Raw genomic sequence first — 20,771 nt, 5'->3', positions numbered from 1 at the left:
CCAAAACGGAATAAGTCCATGAGATAAAATCACATGCGGTGCGGCAAGCGGCGGTCTATAAACCGGCAAGCACAAAATCCCGGGGGACAGATGACCGACATGCCGAACAGGAAACCGCCGCTCTCCGGCATTCGCGTCATCGAGCTTGCGCGTGTTCTGGCCGGTCCCTGGGCGGGGCAGATGCTGGCTGATATGGGCGCGGACGTCATCAAGGTGGAAAACCCTGAAGGCGGTGACGACACCCGCACCTGGGGGCCGCCCTTCGTCGAAGGCGCGGATGGAGAAAACCTTTCCGCCGCCTATTACCACGCCACCAATCGTGGCAAACGCTCCATCATTGCCGATCTGAAGACACGCGAGGGCTGCGAGCTGGTGCGCCGACTGGTGCGTACCGCCGATGTCGTCATCGAAAATTTCAAGCGCGGCGGGCTTGCCAAATATGGCCTCGATTATGAGAGCCTGAGGGCGCTTAATCCGAAGCTGATCTATTGTTCCATCACCGGTTTCGGCCAGACCGGGCCTTATGCCGATTTCGCCGGTTATGATTACATCGTGCAGGGCATGTCCGGTTTCATGTCAATCACGGGCGAGCCGGATGGCCAGCCGATGAAGGCCGGCGTGGCTGTCGCCGATATCTTCACCGGCATCTATTCCGTCAGCGCCATTCAGGCCGCGCTGATCCATGCCATCCGCACCGGAGAGGGCCAGCATATCGACATGGCGCTTCTCGATGTGCAATCGGCCGTGCTCGCCAACCAGAACATGAATTACCTGATCTCCGGCAAGCCGCCCGTCCGGCTGGGCAACGCGCACCCCAATATTTCGCCCTATGAGGTGGTGCCAACGGCCGATGGTTTCCTCATCCTCGCGGTCGGCAATGACGGCCAGTTCCGCCGCCTCTGCAACATTCTTGGCATTGGCACTATCGCCGATGACGAACGTTACGCGACGAACAAGGCGCGTGTGGCGCATAAGATGGAAGTCCGGCAGATTGTTTCCACCGAGACGCTGAAATGGAGCAAGCGCGATCTCCTGACCGTCTGTGAACAGAACGCCGTGCCGGCCGGGCCGATCAACTCCATCGAGGAAATGTTCGCCGATCCGCAGGTTCAGGCACGCGGCCTGCGCGTCAATCTCGAGGCGGAAGATGGCACCGTCATCCCCGGTGTTCGCACACCCATTATCATGTCACAGACGCCGCTGCGTTATGAACGCCCGAGCCCGAAGCTCGGCGAACACCAGGCGCAGGTGCTGGCCGAACTGGAAAACATCGAAAGGACCACGACGCCATGAAAGCAGCCGGAAAGAAAAGAACAGGCGGGCAATTGATCGTCGAAGCGCTGAAGGCCAATGGCGTCTCCCGCGTTTCCTGCGTTCCCGGCGAAAGCTATCTGGCCGTTTTGGATGCGCTATATGAAAGCGGTATCGAAACGGTCGTCTGCCGCCAGGAAGGCGGCGCGGCGATGATGGCCGACACATGGGGCCGGCTGACGGGCGAACCCGGCATCTGCATGGTCACCCGTGGTCCGGGCGCGACAAATGCCTCGGCCGGCCTGCACATCGCACGGCAGGATTCCATTCCGATGATCCTGTTCATCGGCCAGGTGCAGCGCGATGCCCGCGAGCGCGAGGCCTTTCAGGAAGTGGAATATCGCCGCGCCTTCACCGAATTCGCCAAATGGGTGGGCGAGATCGACGATGCGCGCCGCATCCCCGAATTCGTCACCCGCGCCTTTGCCGTAGCCACCTCCGGCCGCCCCGGCCCGGTGGTTCTGACGCTGCCCGAGGACATGCTGGTGGAAGAGGTCGAAGCGCCCGAGGCAAAGCCCTATATGCCGGTTCAAGCGCATCCCGGTCCGTCTCAGATGGCCGCCTTCGCGAAAATGCTGGGCGACGCGAAACGGCCGGTCTTCATTCTCGGCGGCACGCGCTGGTCCGAGGAGAGCGTCGCGGACTTCCAGGCTTTCGCGGAAAAGAACAAGCTGCCGGTCGGCTGCTCCTTCCGCCGCCAGATGCTGTTCGATCATCTGAGCCCCTCCTATGCGGGCGATGTCGGCATCGGCATCAACCCGGCGCTGGCGAAAGAGATCAAGGGATCCGATCTCGTGGTTCTGCTCGGCGGCCGCCTTTCCGAAATGCCGTCTTCCGGTTATACGCTGCTCGACATCCCCTACCCGTCGCAGAAACTCGTCCATATTTATCCGGAAGCCGAAGAACTCGGCCGCGTCTATCGCCCCGATCTGGCGATCTGTGCTGCGCCGGATGATTTCGTCGCCGCCCTCTCCTCGCTCACGCTTTCCGGCAACGCCGCATGGGCCGAGCGCACCGCCGCCATGCACGCGGCTTATCTCAGCTGGTCGACGCCGCCGCAGACCGGCCCCGGCGCGGTGCAGATGGGCCCGATCATGGACTGGATCGAGGCCAATGTGCCGGAGGACGCGATCTTCACCAATGGCGCCGGCAATTATGCCACCTGGCTGCACCGCTTCCACCGCTTCCGCCGTTACAACACCCAATCGGCTCCGACTTCCGGTTCTATGGGCTATGGCCTGCCGGCGGCAGTTGCCGCCAAGCACCTTTTCCCGGAGCGCGAGGTGATCTGCTTTGCCGGTGACGGCTGCTTCATGATGCACGGGCAGGAATTCATTACCGCCGTGCGTTACGGCCTGCCGATCATCACCGTGCTGGTCAACAATGGCACCTATGGCACGATCCGCATGCATCAGGAGCGGGAATATCCCGGCCGTGTCAGCGGTACCGATCTCGTCAATCCGGATTTCAACGCCTTTGCCAAGGCCTATGGCGGCCACGGCGAAACGGTGGAGAAAACCGAAGACTTCGCCGCTGCCTTCGAGCGGGCGCGGGCAAGCGGCAAGCCGGCCATCATCGAGGTGAAGCTGGATGCGGAAGCGATCACACCGACGCGCACGCTGACGCAGATCAGAACCCGGGCCTGATATTGCCCGCCGATATTGGTGATGGACATGGCTCCGGCATGGTGTAAATCCTGACTGAAACTTACAGCTTAGGATAAGACATGCCGGACGTTGCCCCTCCCGTCATCACCCCACGCGGCGCAAAGATCGAGCCCTCAGCCGGCGCGCCTTTCGAGGCGGTGCGCGTGGCCCGCGATGTGCTGCACACATCCCGCACGGCAGCGCTCGCCACGCTCGATCCGGTCAGCGGTTATCCCTATACGACAGCAACCAATATCGGCATCGAGCCGGATGGCACGCCATTCTTTTTCGCGGCCGGGCTGACGCTGCATGCCCGCAACATGGAAGCCGACCCGCGCATCTCGCTGACGCTCGCCCCCTTCGGCAAGGGCGATGCGCTGACATTGCCGCGGCTGACACTGGTGGGCAGGGCGGAACAGATCGGCGCGGATGAGACGCCACGCGCCATCGGGCGCTACATTGCCCGTTACCCCAAGGCGAAACTTTACCTCTCCCTTCCCGACACCCGGCTTTACCGGCTGCGGACGGAAGGCGTGCAGATCAATGGCGGCCCGGCCCGCAATGCCAGCAACATCACCCCCACCGATCTGCGCACCGATCTTTCCGGCGCGGAGGAACTGATGACTGCGACGGAAAGCGAAGCAACCCGCCTCAACGCCATCAAGGGCGAAGCATCGCGGTTAGCAGTTCTCGCCGGCGCAAAGGCCGGCCGCTGGACGATCACTTCCATCGACCCTGATGGCATCGATCTCGCTTCGGCAAATGATCTGGCGCGGCTATGGTTTGCAGAACGGGTGGAGACGTTGAAACAGTTTGAGAAGGCGCTTGCTCAAATTTCGAAATGAAGTTGGCAAGCAATTTGGGCAAGGCAATCCGGCATACTGAACTCTCTTGCATCGCCCTTATTGTCCATCTTTACCCTAGCTCTCCTCCGTCATCCTCGCCCTTGAGGCGAGGATCCATCGCCTGGCCGTGTCGTGGATCCTCGGGTCAAGTCCGAGGACGACGTCGGGTGAGACGAAAGCTCGAGTTTACCAGCAGAATTTCCCATCAAAAAAAGGCCGGGGCGCACTCCGCGACCCGGCCTTTTTCATAAATCAGTCCATTGCTCAGAGAGCAGCGGTCACGATGAACTCAACCTTGTAGTCCGGCGTAGCAAGCGCTGCTTCGCTGGTGGCGCGGGCCGGCGGGTTTGCCGGGTCGATCCAGCCTTCCCAGACCGCGTTCATTTCGCCGAAGGTGGACATGTCGGAGAGGTAGATGATGGTCTGCAGGATTTTCGACTTGTCGGAACCGGCAGCGGCCAGCAGGCGGTCGACTTCAGCGAGAGCCGACTTGCTCTGTTCCGTAACACTCTTGCCTTCGCCAACCTGGCCGGCCAGATAAACGGTGTTGCCGTGAACGACGGCGCCGCTCATGCGCTTGCCGGGCTCGATACGCTTGATGGTCATGGAAAACTCCTGTTGATTGGCATTAAAAATCGAAGATGCGCGGAATATCAGCCGCGCAGGTGATGGGTCTTTTCGTAGATCGCCGTGGAGCGCGCGCCGGAACGGCAATAGCCGAGCATCGGGCGCTGCAATTCATCAAGCGCGTCCACCATGCCGGCAACGGCATCGGCGTCGACGCCATAACGGCCGACCGGCACATGCATGATGGTGAGGCCGAGCTGCTCGGCACGCTCGGCAATATCTGCGAAAAGTGGCTGGCCGTCTTCTTCGCCGTCAGGGCGGTGGCAGACGATCGACTTGAAGCCGAGTGCCTTCACCTCATCCAGATCGGCGACGCTGATCTGTCCCGTTACCGAATATTCGTCGTCTATGCGCCTGATATCCATGTCATGCCTCCGCTGAAACCGGCGTCCGCGCCGCTGGCCGTCACCCTTGAAATCCGCATTCGATGTAAGCGGTCAAAACCCCTGCGTCAATGACGGGACATCTTCATTCGGTACGGCTCATAGGATGGAAAAGCGCAGGCCGAAGGAACGGCTTTCGCCCGGCTGGAGAATATTGAACTCGCCGGCCGCCTCAAGCTCGCTCCGCCCCACCCAGCGATGCGAAACCGGCTCGATGCCGAGCACATTGGCCGGGTCCTGCTGGTTCCGCCACATCTGCAGATAGGGCAAGGTCCCGGTGCGAAAACCGACGGTCAGCGTCTTTCCGCCGATGGCCGCAATCGGACCGAGCTTCAGTTCCGCCCATTCATCATTGCCTGCGGAAACGCAGAAAACATTGCCCGGCTCCTCACCGAAACGCCAGCCATGGCCGCCGCCATCCAGCATCGCGCCTTCCAGCCGCACGGCATCGTCAAACAGGCGGGCACCGATATTCATGTGATACATCAGGAACACCGGGATCGGCCGCCCCGACATGTTGACGATCCTGTCATCGAGGCTGACTTCGCCGCTTTCACCATCGATGCGCCATGTCCGCTCCAGAAGTGCTTCGCCACCATCGGCAAGCTTCACGGGAACCTCGACGCGCGCCAGCGCATTGGTCTCCTGAACGTCGAAGGTGATGATGGTTGCGGGATGTGAGGAGAAGGAGCCATGCAACGGGTATCGGCGCCCCTCAACGTCACCCTCGATCGGCTCGGGGTGGCGAATATGATCGGGACCGCAGGTGAAGAGAAAACCTTCCAGCGAATGATCGATGCGCGCATCACCATCGTCGGGAATGGCGCGGCCAGGTGCGATGTCGACGCCGTCAACGACGCAGGCGCCGATATCGAAAACAGAGGTTTCGTCGAGGAAAATACGTGGCGATCTGCCAGCCTGAAATGAACGCAAGACAACCTCCCTGTGACAGTAAAAACGCACGGTTCACGGAAACGCTACTAACAGTGACGGAAATTAAGATTGCATTAACCGCGAATTCACCTTTTTCACAATAGGGTCAAGATTGCGGTGTGTTTATCGGTGAACAAGTAAGGGATAGCAGAATCGTGAAACAGTTTCTTAACGCAGCTCTGGGTTTGACGGTCGCGCTGGCGTCGGTTTTCGCCCCGCTACAGGCTGGCGCACAGCAGCGTTATGGCGATCAGCAGACGATGCTGGTGACCCCGGATGGCCGCGTGCTCGACTTCATGCCGGAGCGCGGCGATATCGTCATCAGCCGCGATTCCATGGGACGCACGGTGTTTTACGACCAGTACGGCAATCTGCTGGCCACCGAAATGCCCTCCGGTTACCAGCAGCAACGGCAGCAGGCGCGCCAGCAGCGCGACACCACCTATTATCCGCCCGCCCCCGGCGGCCAGTACCGTGAGCCACAGCGCGACTACGGCTATCAGGACAATGGCAGCGTGCGCGATTACCGCGAATATCGCGGCGACGGTTCCGACGACAATTTCTACACTGGCTCCGTTCCCGCCCCCGGCGCGGTCGAAAGCGGGCCGCTCGGACAGCCGATGCCGGGCGAAAGCACCACGGCGGCCGTTCCGCAACCGGAGCACCTGATCGAGCGCCACACGCCGGTGACCACGCCGGTCAACCGTTCGCGTCAGGAGATCGTCGCGCTGCAGACCTTCCTCGATCGCGAGGGCATTTCACCCGGCGTCATCGACGGCAAGATGGGCGACAACGTCAACAAGGCGATTGCCGCCTGGCAGGACATGACGGGCGAAAAGCTCGATCCGAACAATTCCGACGATATTCTGGAGCGGCTGCGCGCTTCCGGCGGCATGCCGATCGTGGATTATACGATCACCGCCGCCGATGCCGCCGGCCCCTATGTCGCCTCCATTCCCGACGACTATGCTGCGAAATCGCAGCTGCCGGCCCTCTCCTTCACGTCCACCTCGGAAGCGCTCGCCGAACGGTTCCATATGGATGAGAACTACCTGAAGGAACTGAACCCCGGCATCGACTTCACCGTACCCGGTACCATCATCAAGGTCGTTAATCCCGGTGAGCCGAAAAAGGGACAGGTCGCCCGCATCGTTGCCCATAAGAGCATTAAGCAGGTCTTTGCTTACGGCCAGGACGGCAATCTGATCGCCGCCTATCCCGCCACCATCGGTTCCACGGATACACCCTCGCCGAGCGGCACGCATACGGTCGAGCGTATCGCGCTTAATCCCGGCTACACCTATAATCCGAAGATCAACTTCAAGCAGGGTCAGAACGACAAGATCCTGCAGATCCCGCCGGGTCCGAACGGCCCGGTCGGTACGGTCTGGATCGCCCTGTCGAAGCCGACCTACGGCATTCACGGCACGCCGGAACCGTCCAAGATCGGCAAGACCAACAGCCACGGCTGTATCCGCCTGACCAACTGGGACGCGACGGAACTGGCAAAGATGGTCCGCCCCGGCGTCGTGGTCGAATTCGCCGAATAAATCGACGGCAAGAAAAAGGAAAAGCCCGGCGGATGGTCACCCGCCGGGCTTTTTCGTTGATGGCTTTATCCGCGCTTTTCCGTCAGGAAATAGAGCAGCGCCGCTACTGGCAGGGCAAAACCGATCCACGAGGCGGCCTGCCATTCACCGGCTGCATAGGCCCAGCCGCCGACCGCAGAGCCGATCGCGCCGCCCATAAAAAACGTCGCCATGTAGATGCCGTTCAGGCGGCTACGGAATTCCGCTCCGAGCGTGAAGATCGCCCGCTGGCCAAGCACCAGATTGGTGGTGACGCCGAAATCCAGAACGATTGCCGCGACGACCAGAATGGCGAGCGCCAGATGTGAACCTTCGGGTGCAAGATGTGTGACGGCGAAGGAGAGCGCCACCGCCACCAGCGCAAAAAAGGTCGCCGCACGGGTCCAGCCACGATCGGCCATCCGACCGGCAATCGGTGCGGCGACGGTGCCGGCTGCGCCCGCCAGTGCGAAGAGCGCGATCTCACCCTGGCTGAGATTGAAATGCGGCCCGCTCAGATAAAGCGGCGTCGTGGTCCAGAACAGGCTGAAGGCGGCGAAGAGGAAAGCATGGTAGATCGCCCGACGTCGCAGGATCGGCGTGTGCAGGGCAAGCCTGCCCATGGAGTGCATCAATGCGCCATAGCTCAGCCGCGCCTCGGGCATACGGACGGGCAGAAGCCGGAAAAGCACCACGGCAAGAAGCGCCATGACGGCTGCCGACGTCAGGAAGACGCCGCGCCAGGACACCACTTCCGACAGCAGGCTGGAAACCGGCCGCGCCAGCATGATACCGGCCATCAGCCCGCTCATGACATTGCCGACCACACGCCCGCGAATGGCGTGCGGCGCCATATGGGCTGCATAAGGCACAATGACCTGTACCGCCACCGAGCTGACACCAACCAGGAAGGCGGCGATCAGGAACGGCGCCGCATGTGGTGCAAACGCCGCGGCGGCCAGCGACAACACGGCCATCGAGACCGAACTGACCACCAGCTTGCGGTTTTCGATGAGATCACCGAGCGGCACGACGAACAGCAGGCCGATACCATAACCGATCTGCGTCAGCGTCACGATCAGGCCGGTTGCACCGGCGGAAAGACCAAGTTCGGCCCCGATGATGCCGGCAAGCGGCTGGCCATAATAAAGATTGGCTGCAATCAGCCCGCAGGCTGTCGCCAGCAAAAATGTCAGAGCCGGGGAAATGGATGTTGCCTCAACATCATCCCCATCAATTACACGCGTCGTCATCATTTTCTCCAATATGGAAACGAATGTTTCCTAAATAGTCACAAAATTACGCAGCAAGCTTCATGGCGATATCCACCACAGCCACCATGTCCTTGAGGCTGCGCCCCGTCTTTCCCACCACGCGCATGCCGTACATCATGCACAGCATCGCCCTGGCGAGATCATCCGGGTCGGCCTTCGAATGCACCGAACCATCCTTCTGTCCTTCGGTGATGATGCGGGCGACGATCCGTTCGCGCGTCTTAACCGCCCGCTCGACCACGACGGCAATGTCGTCATCCAGGGCAGCCAGATCGGCAGCGGCACCGACCACCAGACATCCGTCCGAGCCCACACCGCCATGGGACCGTTCCGCGTAAAACATCAGACCCGCCCTCAGACGCTCATAACCGGTCTCGCAACCGGCCACCGCCGCCTCGAAACGCTCGGTCTGCACGATCCTGTAGCGCTCCATCGTGGCGATGAAGATCGCCTTCTTGTCCTTGAAGGCCTTGTAGAGGCTGCCCTGTGCCAGCTCCATCGCATCGGTGAGATCACCGACCGAGGTGGCGTGATAACCGCGCCGGGAAAACACACGGATCGCGCCATCCAGCGCGCGATCGAGATCGAACTCGCGTGGCCGGCCGCGATGGCGCTGTTCCTGGGGATGGGTTTGGGTCGTATTGGTCATGGCCGCAATATAGGAAACGATCATTTCCAAATCAAGCGAATAATTTGCCGCCCGCATTCAGCTACCGTGATGACGCCGGACGTCTCGCTATTTCCCGATACAGCGCCTCGGGGGAAACGCCAATTTCGGCGGCGAGGTTCTTCCATAAGCCCTTGGGCGGAAGCCCGCTTTCGTTGACGGTGATCCATGCGTCGAGCCGCGCGCTGACCGAGCGCAGCGCAAGTATTTCCGCCCTTGTCCTGACCTTTTTCAATTCGACCGAGATATGATTTATCCATTCGAGCGCGAATGCGGGTTCACGCTCCAGCAATTGCCGCAGCGTGCCAATTGGCACAAACAGGGCACGCCCGGCCGTCACGGCAATGGCATCGCAGTGATATTGCTCCGAAAACACCGAGGCTTCGGCGAGAACCGTCATCGGTCCCGCCCGCTGCAACACCGCACCATGTCCATCCGCCTGAAACCGCATCAGATGGACACAGCCTTCAACGACCAGCGCCAGCATGTGAACGGGATCGCTCTGATGGAAAAGATATTCGCCCTTTTCAAAGGATCTGGAAACGGAGGCCTTCGGGCGTAAATGGTCAAAAATCGAAATGGACATGATTTCTATCATGTTCGGCAAATCGGCCGGCTGGCAAGCTCAAACGAACGCAACAAGCCGGACAGCTTCCATGAAATTCACAGTTCTTATATTTCTCACCGCTTTTCTGCCCCTTTCCGCCGCCGCGGAGGAACAGCATCTCCATCAGTCGCCCTATGCGGGCCAGCAGAGCCGAACCGTCAAAAGCCTCTCGACGGAGGATATTGCGGAACTGGAACAGGGAGGCGGATGGGGCTTTGCGAAAGCCGCCGATCTCAACGGTATGCCGGGCCCCTCACATGTCCAGAAGATGGCGAAGGAACTGGAGCTGACAAAGGAACAGCTTGCCTCCGTGCAATCCCTGTTCCGGACGATGCGAAACGACGCCGCGACAGAAGGCAGCCAGATGATTGCGGGCGAAGCAGCACTGGATGCCGGTTTCCGCAACGGCTCAATCGATGCGGATAAGCTGCGCACGCAACTCGCCCGCGTCGAAGCAAGCCGCACCCGGCTGAGATATATCCACCTTGCCGCCCACCTCGAAACGGTGAAGCTGCTGACCAGGGAACAGATCACACGTTACAACAAGCTGCGCGGATATACGCCTTAACGGGCTGGAAAACACATTCCAGCCTGAAGAGATGGCCGGAGCCGGTCCTTGCGTGACAGCCGGACCGGTTTTCAGGCAGCCTTGCGGGTGAAAAGGCGTGCGGGCTGCGTGCCGAGCCGCAACAGGCGTTTCGGCAGAAGGCCGGCAACTTCCGCAGCGAAGGCTTTCGCATTCTCCACCGCCTTGTCGATATTGCTGACCTTGTCCTTATCGAGACAGAGAAGCGTGCCGCCATAATCGAAAATGTCGCGATAGGCCGCCCGCTCAACAATCGCCGTGTTCAAGACCGAAACGTTCTTCTCTGCCAGCAGCATCTTGACGAGCAGCAGCGAACGCGTCGCCACCATGGCGTTGACCCGCGTCAGCACGATGGAATGGGCAATCCCCTTGCCCATCTTGCGGTTCAGGAATTCGATGTGATCAAGAACTTCGGCAGCACCCCGCGCATCCATGGCCGAACCCTGAACCGGGATCAGCACATGATCGGAAATACCGAGCGCCATGGTCAGAAGCGGGGTTTTCGCACCCGGCAGGTCGATGATGAAACAGTCGGTATTGGTTCTGTTCTCTCGAATATGGCCTTCGAGCGAAGCCATGGTCACATGCGAAATCACCGAGAGATTTTCGATCTCGCCGGACAATTCGTGCCAGCGGGAAATCCACAATTGCGGATCGGCATCCAGAACCGTCACGCGATGGCCGCTGCGGGCCAGTTCGGTTGCCAGAAGCAGCACGGCAGTCGTTTTTCCGGCGCCGCCCTTGGTGTTGGCAAAAGTAATGACAGGCATGATATCCCCGATTGACCAGAGCCGTTTCATGCTCATTCGCGCACCGAACCAAACATGGTGCTTTCCATAACCTTAACGAACATGGTTAAGAAAAGACTAAGAACGGTTATGCGGCGCAACAAAAAGCCCGCGATCGGTATCGCGGGCTTCTGCCATCTTTTGGACTATGTGAGCTTTCGGCAGGAGCCCACGTCATCCGCACGCGGGCGACCAGCCTTGAGATCCTCGTATCTCGGCAAATCCAGAGAACCGCCCAGCCTTTTCTCAACGGTAGCGCGATCGAGCGTGATCATGCGCCCGGCGCTGGTGAAGGACACCATGCCATTCTTTCCGGAATACGCCATGGTCGCGCGCATATCGCAGAAATAGCGGTCGGAGCCTTTAGACAGGTTCCAGCCCCGGATTCCTGCCTTATTGCTCGACAAAGCGCCGACTTTGTAACCTTGGCCAGAAAGCTCCTTAAAGGAAGCAGCCTGCGCCGCGACAGGCAAACTCAGCAGAGCCACGGCGAGCAATGGCGAAAAAACTGAAAATCTCATGGTCACTCTAATTGCCCTTTAAAAGCAGTCCTCAAACAACTTCCTGGTATTCTCCAGCGTCATCGGCACCGGATTGCCACCGCAGCTCGGATCCTTGATCGCTTCCGCTGCCAGCTCGTCGATCCGGTCCGGCTTGATGCCCATGGCGGTCAGGTTTTCCGGCACACCGAGTTCCTTGCGAAGCTCCAGCACATAGTCATAAAAGCCATCGAACCCGCCGGAAATGCCGAGATAGGCGGCCGCGCGGGCGATCTTGTCTTCGATGGCGGGACGGTTGAAGCGCAGCACCGCCGGCATCACGACGGCATTGGTCATGCCGTGATGGGTGTTGTAAACCGCGCCGATCGGGTGCGAGAGCGAGTGAATCGCGCCGAGACCCTTCTGGAAAGCAACTGCCCCCATGGCCGCCGCCGCCATCATGTTGGTGCGGGCTTCGATATCCGTGCCGTCCTTATAGGCGCGCGGCAGGAATTCCTTGACGAGCCGCAGCCCCTCCAGCGCCACGCCGGCGCTCATCGGATGGAAGAACGGCGACGAATAGGCTTCGAGGCAATGGGCAAAGGCATCCATGCCGGTGCCGGCCGTGATGACCTTCGGCATGCCGACCGTCAGTTCCGGATCGCAGATGACGACGCCGGGCAGCAATTTCGGATGGAAGATGATCTTCTTCACATGCGTCTTGGAATTGGTGATGACGCTGGCGCGGCCGACTTCCGAACCGGTACCTGCCGTCGTCGGAACGGCGACGATGGGCGCGATTTTGGAAGCGTCCGCACGGGTCCACCAGTCACCGATATCCTCGAAATCCCAGACCGGGCGCGTCTGCCCGGCCATGAAGGCGATGGTCTTGCCGAGATCGAGGCCCGAGCCGCCGCCGAAGGCCACGACACCGTCGTGACCGCCATCGCGATAGACCTTCACGCCGGCTTCCATGTTGATTTCGTTCGGGTTCGGATCAACCTCGGCGAAGATCGCCCGGCCAAGACCCGCCTCTTCCAGCACATCGAGCGCATGCGCGGTGATCGCCATATTGGCAAGGCCGCGATCCGTGACGAGAAGCGGCTTTTTTATGCCGAGCGTCTTGCAGGCTTCCGCCAGTTCCTTGATCCGGCCACGGCCAAGCTTGACGGCGGTGGGATAGCTCCAGTTGGCGACGATATTCATTTCGTGACTTTCTTCAGATGGTAGGATTTCGGACGGGTCAGGTTCTGGAAACCGAGGACGGAGAGCGAGCCGCCACGGCCGGTTTCCTTGACGCCGGTCCAGCAAAGCGCAGGATCGAGATAATCCGCGCGGTTCATGAACACGGTGCCGGTTTCGATCTCACGGCCAATGCGCCCAGCGCGCGCCGCATCCTGCGTCCAGAGCGAAGCGGTAAGGCCGTATTTGCTGTCATTCATCAGCGCGATGGCTTCATCGTCATTCTTCACTTTCATGATGCCAAGGGCCGGGCCGAAGGTTTCTTCGGTCATGAACTCCATGGAATGATCGACATTGACGAGGACCTGCGGCGCAACATAAGCGCTCTCGCCGTCATCGGCGGGAAACAGCTTCGGATCGACCAGCGCCCTGGCGCCCTTGGCGACGGCATCGGCAATCTGCGCGCGAACCACCTTGGCGAAGCGCTTGTTGGCCATTGGCCCGAGCGTCGTTTCCTGTTCCAGCGGATTGCCGAGCTTGTAATTGGATACCCATGCCACGGACTTCTCGACAAAGGCGTCATAGAGGTTTTCGTTGACGTAGATACGCTCGATACCGCAGCAGCATTGCCCGGAATTATAGGTCGCGCCATCCATCAGCGTATCGACAGCGGCGTCGAGATCGGCATCTTCCATCACATAACCGGGATCCTTGCCGCCAAGCTCGAGCCCGAGACCGGTGAAGGTGCCGGCAGCGGCGCGCTCGATGGCCCGGCCACCTTCCACCGAACCGGTGAAATTGACGAAATTGAACAGGCCTTCGGAAATCAGCGCCGAGGTCGTGCCATGGTCGAGGAAGACATTGATGAAGACATCGTCAGGCACGCCGGCCTCGACGAAAGCCCGCACCATGCGCTCGCCCACCAGCAGCGTCTGCGCCGCATGTTTGATGACGACCGTATTGCCGGCCATCAAGGCGGGCGCGACGGTGTTGATCGCCGTCATGTAAGGATAGTTCCACGGCGCGATGACGAAGACCACACCATGCGCTTCACGCTCGATGCGGCGTTCGAAATTGCCGCTTTCCTCGATGACGAGCGGCGCCAGCGCATCGGCGGCGATGGAGGCAACATAGTTGGAGCGCTCGTTGAAGCCCTTGAACTCGCCGCCGTAACGCACCGGACGGCCCATCATATGCGCCAGTTCCGGCACAACGTCCGCTACCATTTCGTTGAGGCGGGCCACACCCTTCAGAACCAGCTGAACACGGTCCTCAAGCGGACGCCGCGCCCAGTCCTTTTGCGCCTTGCGCGCCTTTGAAACGGCGGCCCGTGCCGCCTCCAGCGACATCGCCTCCCGCTCGGCGTAAACCGAGCCGTCGATGGGCGAGATATTCTGGATCATGGTCATGATGTTTTCCCGTAATGATTAGGCTCGTTCGAAACCGCGCGCCACTTCCCAGTCGGTCACGCGGCGGTCGTATTCTTCCTGTTCCCACCGTCCGGCGTGGACGTAATGATCGATCACATCATCGCCAAAGGCGTTGCGCAGCATTGTCGATCCATCCAGAAACGCAGTGGCATCACGCAAGGTCTTGGGTATCTCGCGCACGTCCTTGCCGCCATAGGCATCGCCGACAAAAGCGGGCTCAAGTTCAAGTTTATTTTCGATGCCGTCAATGCCCGCCGCAAGAAGAGCCGCCATGGCGAGATAGGGATTGAGATCGGATCCGCCGACACGGCACTCGATGCGAATACCTTTCGTGCCCTCACCGCAGAGGCGATATCCCGCTGTGCGGTTGTCGAGGCTCCAGATCGCCTTGGTGGGCGCAAACGTGCCGGCCATGAAGCGTTTGTAGGAATTGATGTAGGGCGCAAGGAAATAGGTGATCCCGCTGGCATGGGCGAGAAGCCCGGCAACATAATGCCGCATCAGCTCCGACATGCCGTGCTTGGCGTCCTTGTCGAGGAAGGCCGGCGTCTTGCCATCGGCGGTCCACAGCGACTGGTGAATATGCGAGGAACTGCCGGCGGCATTATAGTTCCACTTGGCAAGGAACGTCACCGCCTTGCCCTTCGACCAGGCGATCTCCTTGGTGGCGTTCTTGATGATGGCGTGCCGATCGGCCATGGTCAGCGCATCGGCATAACGCACGTTGATTTCCGCCTGGCCGGGAGACGCCTCGCCCTTGGAATTCTCGACCGGAATGCCGGCACCCTGCAGGCCCTTGCGCAGCGCCCGCATGACATCCTCTTCCTTCGTGGTCTGGAAGATGTGGTAATCCTCATTATAACCGCTGGCGAGGTTCAGCCCCTTGTAGCCGCTGGCGCGCGCCGCATCGAAGGTCTGGTCGAACAGGAAGAACTCCAGCTCCGTCGCCATATAGGCCTTGAGCCCCATGGCCTCCAGCCGCGCAACCTGCTTTTTCAAAAGCGCCCGTGGCGAATGCGGCACTTCTTCATGGGTGTGGTGATCGAGCACGTCGCACAGCACCAGCGCCGTGCCTTCCAGCCAGGGCACGCGCCGCAGCGTCGAGAGGTCGGGTTTCAGCACATAGTCGCCATAACCCTTTTCCCAGCTCGAGGATTTGTAACCGGGAACGGTTTCCATCTCCATGTCGGTGGCAAGCACGTAATTGCAGCTATGGGTTTCCTCAAAGGCGCTTTCAACGAAGAACTCGGCCTGGAACCGTTTGCCCATCAGACGCCCCTGCATGTCGACAAGGCAGGCCAGAACCGTGTCGATGCGCCCCTCGGCGACATCCATTTTAAGCGCGTCGAATGTGTAGCTCGTCATTTTTGTCCGTTCCCTTTTATTGTGGCGAGCGGGCGGCCGGCAGACGGCCGCCCGTTTGTTTGTGCATCAGGCCTTTGCGGCCGCCGCGGCCATGGCGGCCTGTTTGTGCTCCATCGCGAATTCCTCTTCTGGCGACAGGATGAGGCGATGGCGTCCAACAAAGGCGAAATAGGCGATCGCCACGGCGAACCAAACGGCGACCCAGAGCACGCCCTTGGTGAAGTTCGGATCCTGGATCTGGTAAAGCAGCGTGACGATGGCGATGATGATCGTCAGCACCGCGCCCGGAATGCCGAAGGGCGAGCGGAACGGCCGCTCGATATGCGGCAGGTTCTTTCGAAGCAGGATGAAGGAAATCGCCTGCATGATGTAGGAGAACATCGCACCGAACACGGCCATGTTCAAAAGCACGCTACCGATGATGCTGCCGCCCTGTTCCGCACCCAGCGCGAACCAGATGACGAGCATGACCGCAAGACCGACGATCGCGCCGGTGATATTGGCCACATAGGGTGTGCGATATTTCGAGTGGGTGATCGACAGCACGGTCGGGAAATAACCCGCACGCGACAGCGAATAGATCTGCCGACCCTGGGCATAAAGGATCGTATGGAAGCTGGCGATCAGGCCGGTGAGCGCCACGAGGCCGAGCACCACCACGCCGCCATCGCCGTAGATCGCCTTGAAGCCATCCAGCAGCGGCTCCAGCGAGGAGCTGAGATGGAAGGCGCCAACGCCCGGAAGCGACGGGTTGAGCAGCACGATCATGAAGGCCGAAACCATCAGCGTGACCATGCCGAGGATGATGCCCTTCGGCATGTCGCGTTTCGGGTCAACCGATTCCTCCGCCGCCAGCGGCAGCTGCTCGATGGCGAGGAACAGCCAGACCGCGAAAGGCAGCGTGGCAAGAACGCCTGAAAAACCGAAGGGGAAGAAGGAACCGCCGCCCTCCGGCAACTCCACCGCCTTGCCGTCCGGCCCGACACCGATATTGAGCGCGAAACGCGAAAAATCGATATTCGGAATGGCGCTGATCCAGAAGAATACCAGAACGGTAAGCGAAATCAGCGTGATAACCAGCGTGACTTTGAAAGAAAGCTCAAGCCCGAAGACGTTGAGCGCCAGAAAGATCGCATAGAAGGCTATCCACACGAAGGGTGAATAGGCCGGATCGAGGCCGAGAATGGAGTTCACATAGGCCGTGATGAAGGTGACGACGACCGCCGGCGTCAGCACATATTCCACATTCTCGCAAAGCCCGGTGATGAAGCCGCCCCATGGCCCCATGGCCGTGCGGGCGAAGGAATAGGCCGCACCGGTATGCGGCAAGGCCGGGCTCATTTCCGCGATCGAGAATGTCAGCCCGAGATACATGATGGCGATGATGATGCCCGCCACCAGCATGCCGCCCCAGCCGCCGGTGGAAAAGCCGAAATTCCAGCCGGAAAAATGCCCGGAAATGACCGCGCCGACGCCGAGCGACCACAAGGACCACACGCCCGCATAACGGGATAGTCCGCGTTTTTCGAAATAGGATGCATCAGCCTTCTTATAGCTGACGCCTGACGATGAACTGTCCATGCCCTTCTCTCCTGATAAGAAAAAAACAAGCCAGTCAGCCATTATTGGCCGATTGTGCCCCAGTTTTCAGCGTTACGCGGGTGCTTCCCGCGCTCTGCCGCACGCACTTTGCTGTTCCCTTGCCGCTTCGCGCCTTTCCGGCTTTGTTGAATGACGGCAGTCTCCTTTTGACGGCCAGCCCCGGTGCTTTCACCATCGGCCAGCCCTTGCTCCCTCACTCTTCAATCGATGAGAGCGCCTTCCCCATAAGCTCGTGGAGAAAACCGGCAATGGCCGCCTGTTCTCCTTCATTGGCGATGAGATCGTTGCGGATTTCGATCATGACGTTCAAAAGACCGTCCGGCAGCGCATGCAGCCGGAGCGTATGCGTCACGCCGTCTTCCGGGCCATAGGGCTCGTTGCGCCTGACCTTCAGCGAGGACCCTTCGGCGCCCGAAAGCATCGCATCGGCCAGGCGGCTGTCGCTATCATGCAGGATGCCGACCTCAACCTCGCGAAACCGGCCGTGATAGACCGGCGTGAAACTGTGGATGGTCACCACCACCACATTGCGGCCGGCGGCCTGCCGTTCCGCTATAATCTCGCTCACCCGATCATGGAACGGCACGTAAAGCGCTGAGGTGCGGGCGAAACGTTCCGCTTCGCCGAGATCGAAATTGCCGGGAATATCGTAAATCTCGCTCTTCACCGGCATGGCGGAAGGCGATTCCGGCGGGCGGTTGCAATCATAGACGAGCCGCGAAAACCGCTGGTGAACGAGCGTGGCATCAAGGCTCTGCGAAAGCAGCCGGGCGACGGCGAGAGCACCGGGATCCCAGGCGGCATGGCTCGAAAGCACGTCCGGTGAAAGGCCGAGTGTGCCATATTTTTGCGGGATGGTCGCGGAAGCGTGTTCACAGACGAGAAGGACGTCGCCCTTCGCCATGGCGTTTTCGACGCCAACGGCCTGCCCTTCCGCTTCTGTGAAAAACCGCGAACGCACCGTCATGCACGCACCCCGCCCGGAAAACCCGCCATCCCCTGTAATAGCGAAAAGAATTCTTCACATTATGGCGAGTGTCAAATGGAATTTTGAAATTTTCTCTTCATTTTCCCCATTGACTCGATAGCTGGCACAGATGTTTATTTTAGCCATGCACCGGCAGAAAGACCGGAAGGGGAAAGATTTGCGCAGCACGACCGCGACCGTGTCGGATGTCATTCATGCCCATTACGATGCGCTGACCCGTTCGGAAAAACGGCTGGCGGAGAGCCTGCTCGGCAACTACCCCGTCTCCGGTCTCGGCAGCATCACCACCATTGCCGAAAACGCCGGCGTTTCGACGCCGACGGTGGCGCGCATGGTGCAGAAGCTCGGCTACAAGGGTTATCCGGAATTCCAGGCCCATCTGCATCAGGAACTGGAAGCAACAATATCAGGCCCGGTTGCCAAACATGACCGCTGGGCGACCAATGCCCCCGGCCTGCACATTCTCAACCGCTTCGCCGACGCCATCACCGGCAATCTGCGCGATACGCTGAGCGATCTCGACACCGCCGTCTTCGATAATGCCGCAGCGCTGCTTTCGGACCGCAAGCGCAGCATCTATTTCGTCGGTGGGCGCATCACCGGCGCGATTGCCGAATATTTCTTCACCCACATGCAGGTAATCCGGCCGAAAACGACGCTGATGTCATCCAATTCCAGCGCCTGGCCGCAATATATGCTGAACATGAGCGCCGGTGACGTGCTGGTCATTTTCGACATCCGCCGTTACGAGCACGATATGACGACGCTGGCCGAAGTGGCGAAGGCCAACGGCGTGCAGATCATCCTCTTCACCGATCAATGGACATCGCCGGTGGCGCGCCATGCGCTGCACACCTTCCGTGTCCGGATCGAGGCTCCCTCGGCGTGGGATTCCTCCGTCGTCACCCTGTTCGTGGTCGAAGCCCTGATCGAAGCGGTGCAGAACGGCACCTGGGATGAAACCAAGGAGCGCATGAACGCGCTCGAAGGCCTGTTCGAACAGACACGGCTGTTCCGCCGGCCGGAGAGAACATGAAACTATCTAGCCGGCAACTTACTTGACGCGGATGCAACACGCTGATTGGATACCTGTAGTCGCTACCAGCACGATAAAACAGGATAATAGACCAAGCTGGGGAACATATCTGGACAATCGGATAACGAGGGGAATCTCCCGCAATTGCAGGCCCAAAAGCCTGATGATGGCGGAAAACGAGTGTAAAGTGGCGGAATCCGGATAAATAAATTGCAATCCAACCGTCACATTAGCTTCATCGAGACTCCGTATCAGCGTCCGCAATATGAGAACACGAAGAGGAGAAAAAAGTGATCTCTCACTGCCGCCGACTGCTTGCTACGACCACCGCACTGGTCATCGCCTCCACCGCGATTGCCGCCGCTGAACCGAGCGCCGAACTGATCGCTGCCGCCAAGAAGGAAGGCATGCTGACCACCGTCGCGCTGCCGCACGACTGGTGTGGTTACGGCGACGTCATCGCCGCTTTCAAGGCGAAGTACCCGGAAATCACCGTCAACGAACTGAACCCGGACGCCGGCTCTGCCGATGAAGTCGAAGCCATCAAGGCGAACAAGGACAACAAGGGCCCGCAGGCTCCTGACGTCGTTGACGTCGGTCTCGCCTTCGGCCCGCAGATGAAGGCCGAAGGCCTGCTGCAGCCCTACAAGGTCTCCACCTGGGCCGAAATCCCTGACAACGTCAAGGATGCCGACGGCTACTGGTATGGCGACTATTACGGCGTCATGTCGATGTTCGTGAACAAGGACCTCGTCAAGAACACGCCGAAGGACTGGGCCGACCTGCTGAAGCCGGAATATTCCGGTCAGGTAGCGCTCGCCGGCGATCCGCGCGCCTCCAATCAGGCGATCCTCGGCGTTCTCGCCGCCGGTCTTTCCACCGGCGCAAAGTCCGGCAAGGAAGCCGGCGAAGCTGGCCTGAAGTACTTTGCCGACCTCAACAAGGCGGGCAACTTCCTGCCGGTCATCGGCAAGGCCGGCACGCTGGCACAGGGCGCAACCCCGATCATCGTCGCCTGGGACTATAACGCCCTTTCCTGGAAGAAGACGCTGAACGACAACCCGCCGACCGAAGTCGTCGTTCCTGAGAAGGGCGTTCTCGCCGGCGTTTACGTTCAGGGCATTTCCGCCTACGCGCCGCATCCGAACGCCGCGAAGCTGTGGATGGAACACCTCTACTCCGACGACGGTCAGCTCGGCTGGCTGAAGGGCTATTGCCACCCGATCCGCTTCAACGCCATGGTCAAGGCCGGCAAGGTTCCGCAGGCGCTGATCGACAGCCTGCCGCCGGCAGCAGCCTATGAAAAGGCGATCTTCCCGACACTCGAGGAAGTTGATGCCAACAAGGCTGCCGTCACCGGCGGCTGGGACAGCGTCGTCGGCGCAAACGTGAAGTAAACTGTTGAAAACGCACCCCGGCCGATCAAAAGCCGGGGTGCTTCTTTAAAAGCATTT

20 protein-coding genes are annotated in these 20,771 nt (G+C 60.1%); 7 read left to right on the top strand and 13 right to left on the bottom strand.

Translation table 11 applies throughout. From position 1 onward, the window contains the following. The first annotated feature begins 90 nt into the window (after window positions 1-90). From O3S81_RS02160 to O3S81_RS02150, 3 genes are all read left to right on the top strand, one after another. A complete protein-coding gene (locus O3S81_RS02160; protein WP_269340631.1) occupies window positions 91-1,293 on the top strand; it encodes a CaiB/BaiF CoA transferase family protein in 1,203 nt (400 codons plus the stop codon). After that, entirely contained in the window at window positions 1,290-2,957 is a 1,668-nt protein-coding gene (locus tag O3S81_RS02155) for a thiamine pyrophosphate-binding protein (protein ID WP_269340630.1), read from the top strand. Before O3S81_RS02160 ends, O3S81_RS02155 begins: the two co-directional genes overlap by 4 nt. 80 nt (window positions 2,958-3,037) lie before the next feature. Beyond that, window positions 3,038-3,802: a HugZ family pyridoxamine 5'-phosphate oxidase gene (locus tag O3S81_RS02150; protein ID WP_269340629.1), complete on the top strand. Its 765-nt coding sequence runs from the start codon at window positions 3,038-3,040 to the stop codon at window positions 3,800-3,802. 264 nt (window positions 3,803-4,066) lie between these two features. Here O3S81_RS02150 and O3S81_RS02145 read toward each other — a convergent pair whose 3' ends face one another. The 3 genes from O3S81_RS02145 to O3S81_RS02135 all read right to left on the bottom strand — a co-directional run bounded on the left by O3S81_RS02145 (window position 4,067) and on the right by O3S81_RS02135 (window position 5,745). Beyond that, a complete protein-coding gene (locus tag O3S81_RS02145; protein WP_269340627.1) occupies window positions 4,067-4,408 on the bottom strand; it encodes a RidA family protein in 342 nt (113 codons plus the stop codon). A gap of 47 nt (window positions 4,409-4,455) precedes the next feature. Continuing rightward, entirely contained in the window at window positions 4,456-4,794 is a 339-nt protein-coding gene (locus O3S81_RS02140; RefSeq protein WP_046798035.1) for a TIGR01244 family sulfur transferase, read from the bottom strand. A 117-nt stretch (window positions 4,795-4,911) separates the two neighbouring features. Beyond that, window positions 4,912-5,745 (bottom strand): aldose 1-epimerase family protein, encoded by an 834-nt coding sequence (locus O3S81_RS02135; RefSeq protein ID WP_269340626.1) that lies wholly within the window; start codon window positions 5,743-5,745, stop codon window positions 4,912-4,914. A gap of 155 nt (window positions 5,746-5,900) precedes the next feature. On the opposite strand from O3S81_RS02135, the gene O3S81_RS02130 reads away from it, so the two are divergent. Continuing rightward, window positions 5,901-7,295, top strand: coding sequence for a L,D-transpeptidase family protein (locus O3S81_RS02130; RefSeq protein WP_269340625.1), 1,395 nt, complete (start codon window positions 5,901-5,903; stop codon window positions 7,293-7,295). A gap of 65 nt (window positions 7,296-7,360) precedes the next feature. Here the strand turns inward: O3S81_RS02130 and O3S81_RS02125 are convergent, their stop codons facing one another. Genes O3S81_RS02125 through O3S81_RS02115 form a run of 3 tightly spaced genes read right to left on the bottom strand, consistent with a single transcriptional unit; the run spans window position 7,361 to window position 9,852 of the window. Continuing rightward, window positions 7,361-8,566: an MFS transporter gene (locus tag O3S81_RS02125; protein WP_269340623.1), complete on the bottom strand. Its 1,206-nt coding sequence runs from the start codon at window positions 8,564-8,566 to the stop codon at window positions 7,361-7,363. 46 nt (window positions 8,567-8,612) lie between these two features. Next, window positions 8,613-9,260 carry a TetR/AcrR family transcriptional regulator gene (locus O3S81_RS02120; protein ID WP_269340621.1) on the bottom strand — a complete coding sequence of 216 codons (648 nt, stop codon included), beginning with the start codon at window positions 9,258-9,260 and terminating at the stop codon, window positions 8,613-8,615. Between the two features lie 37 nt (window positions 9,261-9,297). Continuing rightward, the gene (locus O3S81_RS02115; RefSeq protein WP_269340619.1) at window positions 9,298-9,852 is read right to left on the bottom strand and encodes a Crp/Fnr family transcriptional regulator; all 555 of its coding nucleotides are present in this window, start codon (window positions 9,850-9,852) and stop codon (window positions 9,298-9,300) included. A 58-nt stretch (window positions 9,853-9,910) separates the two neighbouring features. Here O3S81_RS02115 and O3S81_RS02110 point away from each other — a divergent pair, with 58 nt between their 5' ends. Next, window positions 9,911-10,429, top strand: a complete 519-nt coding sequence (locus tag O3S81_RS02110; RefSeq protein WP_269340617.1) for a Spy/CpxP family protein refolding chaperone — start codon at window positions 9,911-9,913, stop codon at window positions 10,427-10,429. 71 nt (window positions 10,430-10,500) lie between these two features. Here O3S81_RS02110 and O3S81_RS02105 read toward each other — a convergent pair whose 3' ends face one another. The 7 genes from O3S81_RS02105 to O3S81_RS02075 form a co-directional block, all read right to left on the bottom strand. After that, window positions 10,501-11,217: a ParA family protein gene (locus O3S81_RS02105; RefSeq protein ID WP_269340616.1), complete on the bottom strand. Its 717-nt coding sequence runs from the start codon at window positions 11,215-11,217 to the stop codon at window positions 10,501-10,503. 164 nt (window positions 11,218-11,381) lie between these two features. Beyond that, window positions 11,382-11,756, bottom strand: a complete 375-nt coding sequence (locus O3S81_RS02100) for a hypothetical protein (protein ID WP_269340614.1) — start codon at window positions 11,754-11,756, stop codon at window positions 11,382-11,384. A gap of 18 nt (window positions 11,757-11,774) precedes the next feature. Then, on the bottom strand, window positions 11,775-12,920 hold the full coding sequence (locus tag O3S81_RS02095) for an iron-containing alcohol dehydrogenase (RefSeq protein WP_269340613.1): 1,146 nt from the start codon (window positions 12,918-12,920) through the stop codon (window positions 11,775-11,777). Continuing rightward, on the bottom strand, window positions 12,917-14,305 hold the full coding sequence (locus tag O3S81_RS02090; protein ID WP_269340612.1) for an aldehyde dehydrogenase family protein: 1,389 nt from the start codon (window positions 14,303-14,305) through the stop codon (window positions 12,917-12,919). The genes O3S81_RS02095 and O3S81_RS02090 overlap by 4 nt, the downstream gene beginning before the upstream one ends. An 18-nt stretch (window positions 14,306-14,323) precedes the next feature. Continuing rightward, a complete protein-coding gene (locus O3S81_RS02085) occupies window positions 14,324-15,691 on the bottom strand; it encodes a glutamine synthetase family protein (RefSeq protein ID WP_269340610.1) in 1,368 nt (455 codons plus the stop codon). Between the two features lie 66 nt (window positions 15,692-15,757). Further along, a complete protein-coding gene (locus tag O3S81_RS02080; RefSeq protein ID WP_269340608.1) occupies window positions 15,758-17,272 on the bottom strand; it encodes an amino acid permease in 1,515 nt (504 codons plus the stop codon). Window positions 17,273-17,486: 214 nt separating this feature from the next. After that, entirely contained in the window at window positions 17,487-18,260 is a 774-nt protein-coding gene (locus tag O3S81_RS02075) for an N-formylglutamate amidohydrolase (RefSeq protein ID WP_269340606.1), read from the bottom strand. Window positions 18,261-18,438: 178 nt separating this feature from the next. Between O3S81_RS02075 and O3S81_RS02070 the strand changes: the two genes are divergently transcribed. Both O3S81_RS02070 and O3S81_RS02065 read left to right on the top strand, forming a co-directional pair. Further along, entirely contained in the window at window positions 18,439-19,317 is an 879-nt protein-coding gene (locus tag O3S81_RS02070; protein WP_269340604.1) for a MurR/RpiR family transcriptional regulator, read from the top strand. Between the two features lie 290 nt (window positions 19,318-19,607). Continuing rightward, complete coding sequence (locus O3S81_RS02065; protein WP_269340603.1) at window positions 19,608-20,714, top strand: ABC transporter substrate-binding protein; 1,107 nt, start codon at window positions 19,608-19,610, stop codon at window positions 20,712-20,714. Window positions 20,715-20,771 lie beyond the last annotated feature (57 nt).

The organism is Agrobacterium sp. SOY23 (assembly GCF_027212525.1).
In the GTDB taxonomy this organism is placed as follows: Bacteria; Pseudomonadota; Alphaproteobacteria; order Rhizobiales; family Rhizobiaceae; genus Agrobacterium; species Agrobacterium tumefaciens_I.
This window is presented reverse-complemented; position numbering and strand designations above follow the sequence as displayed.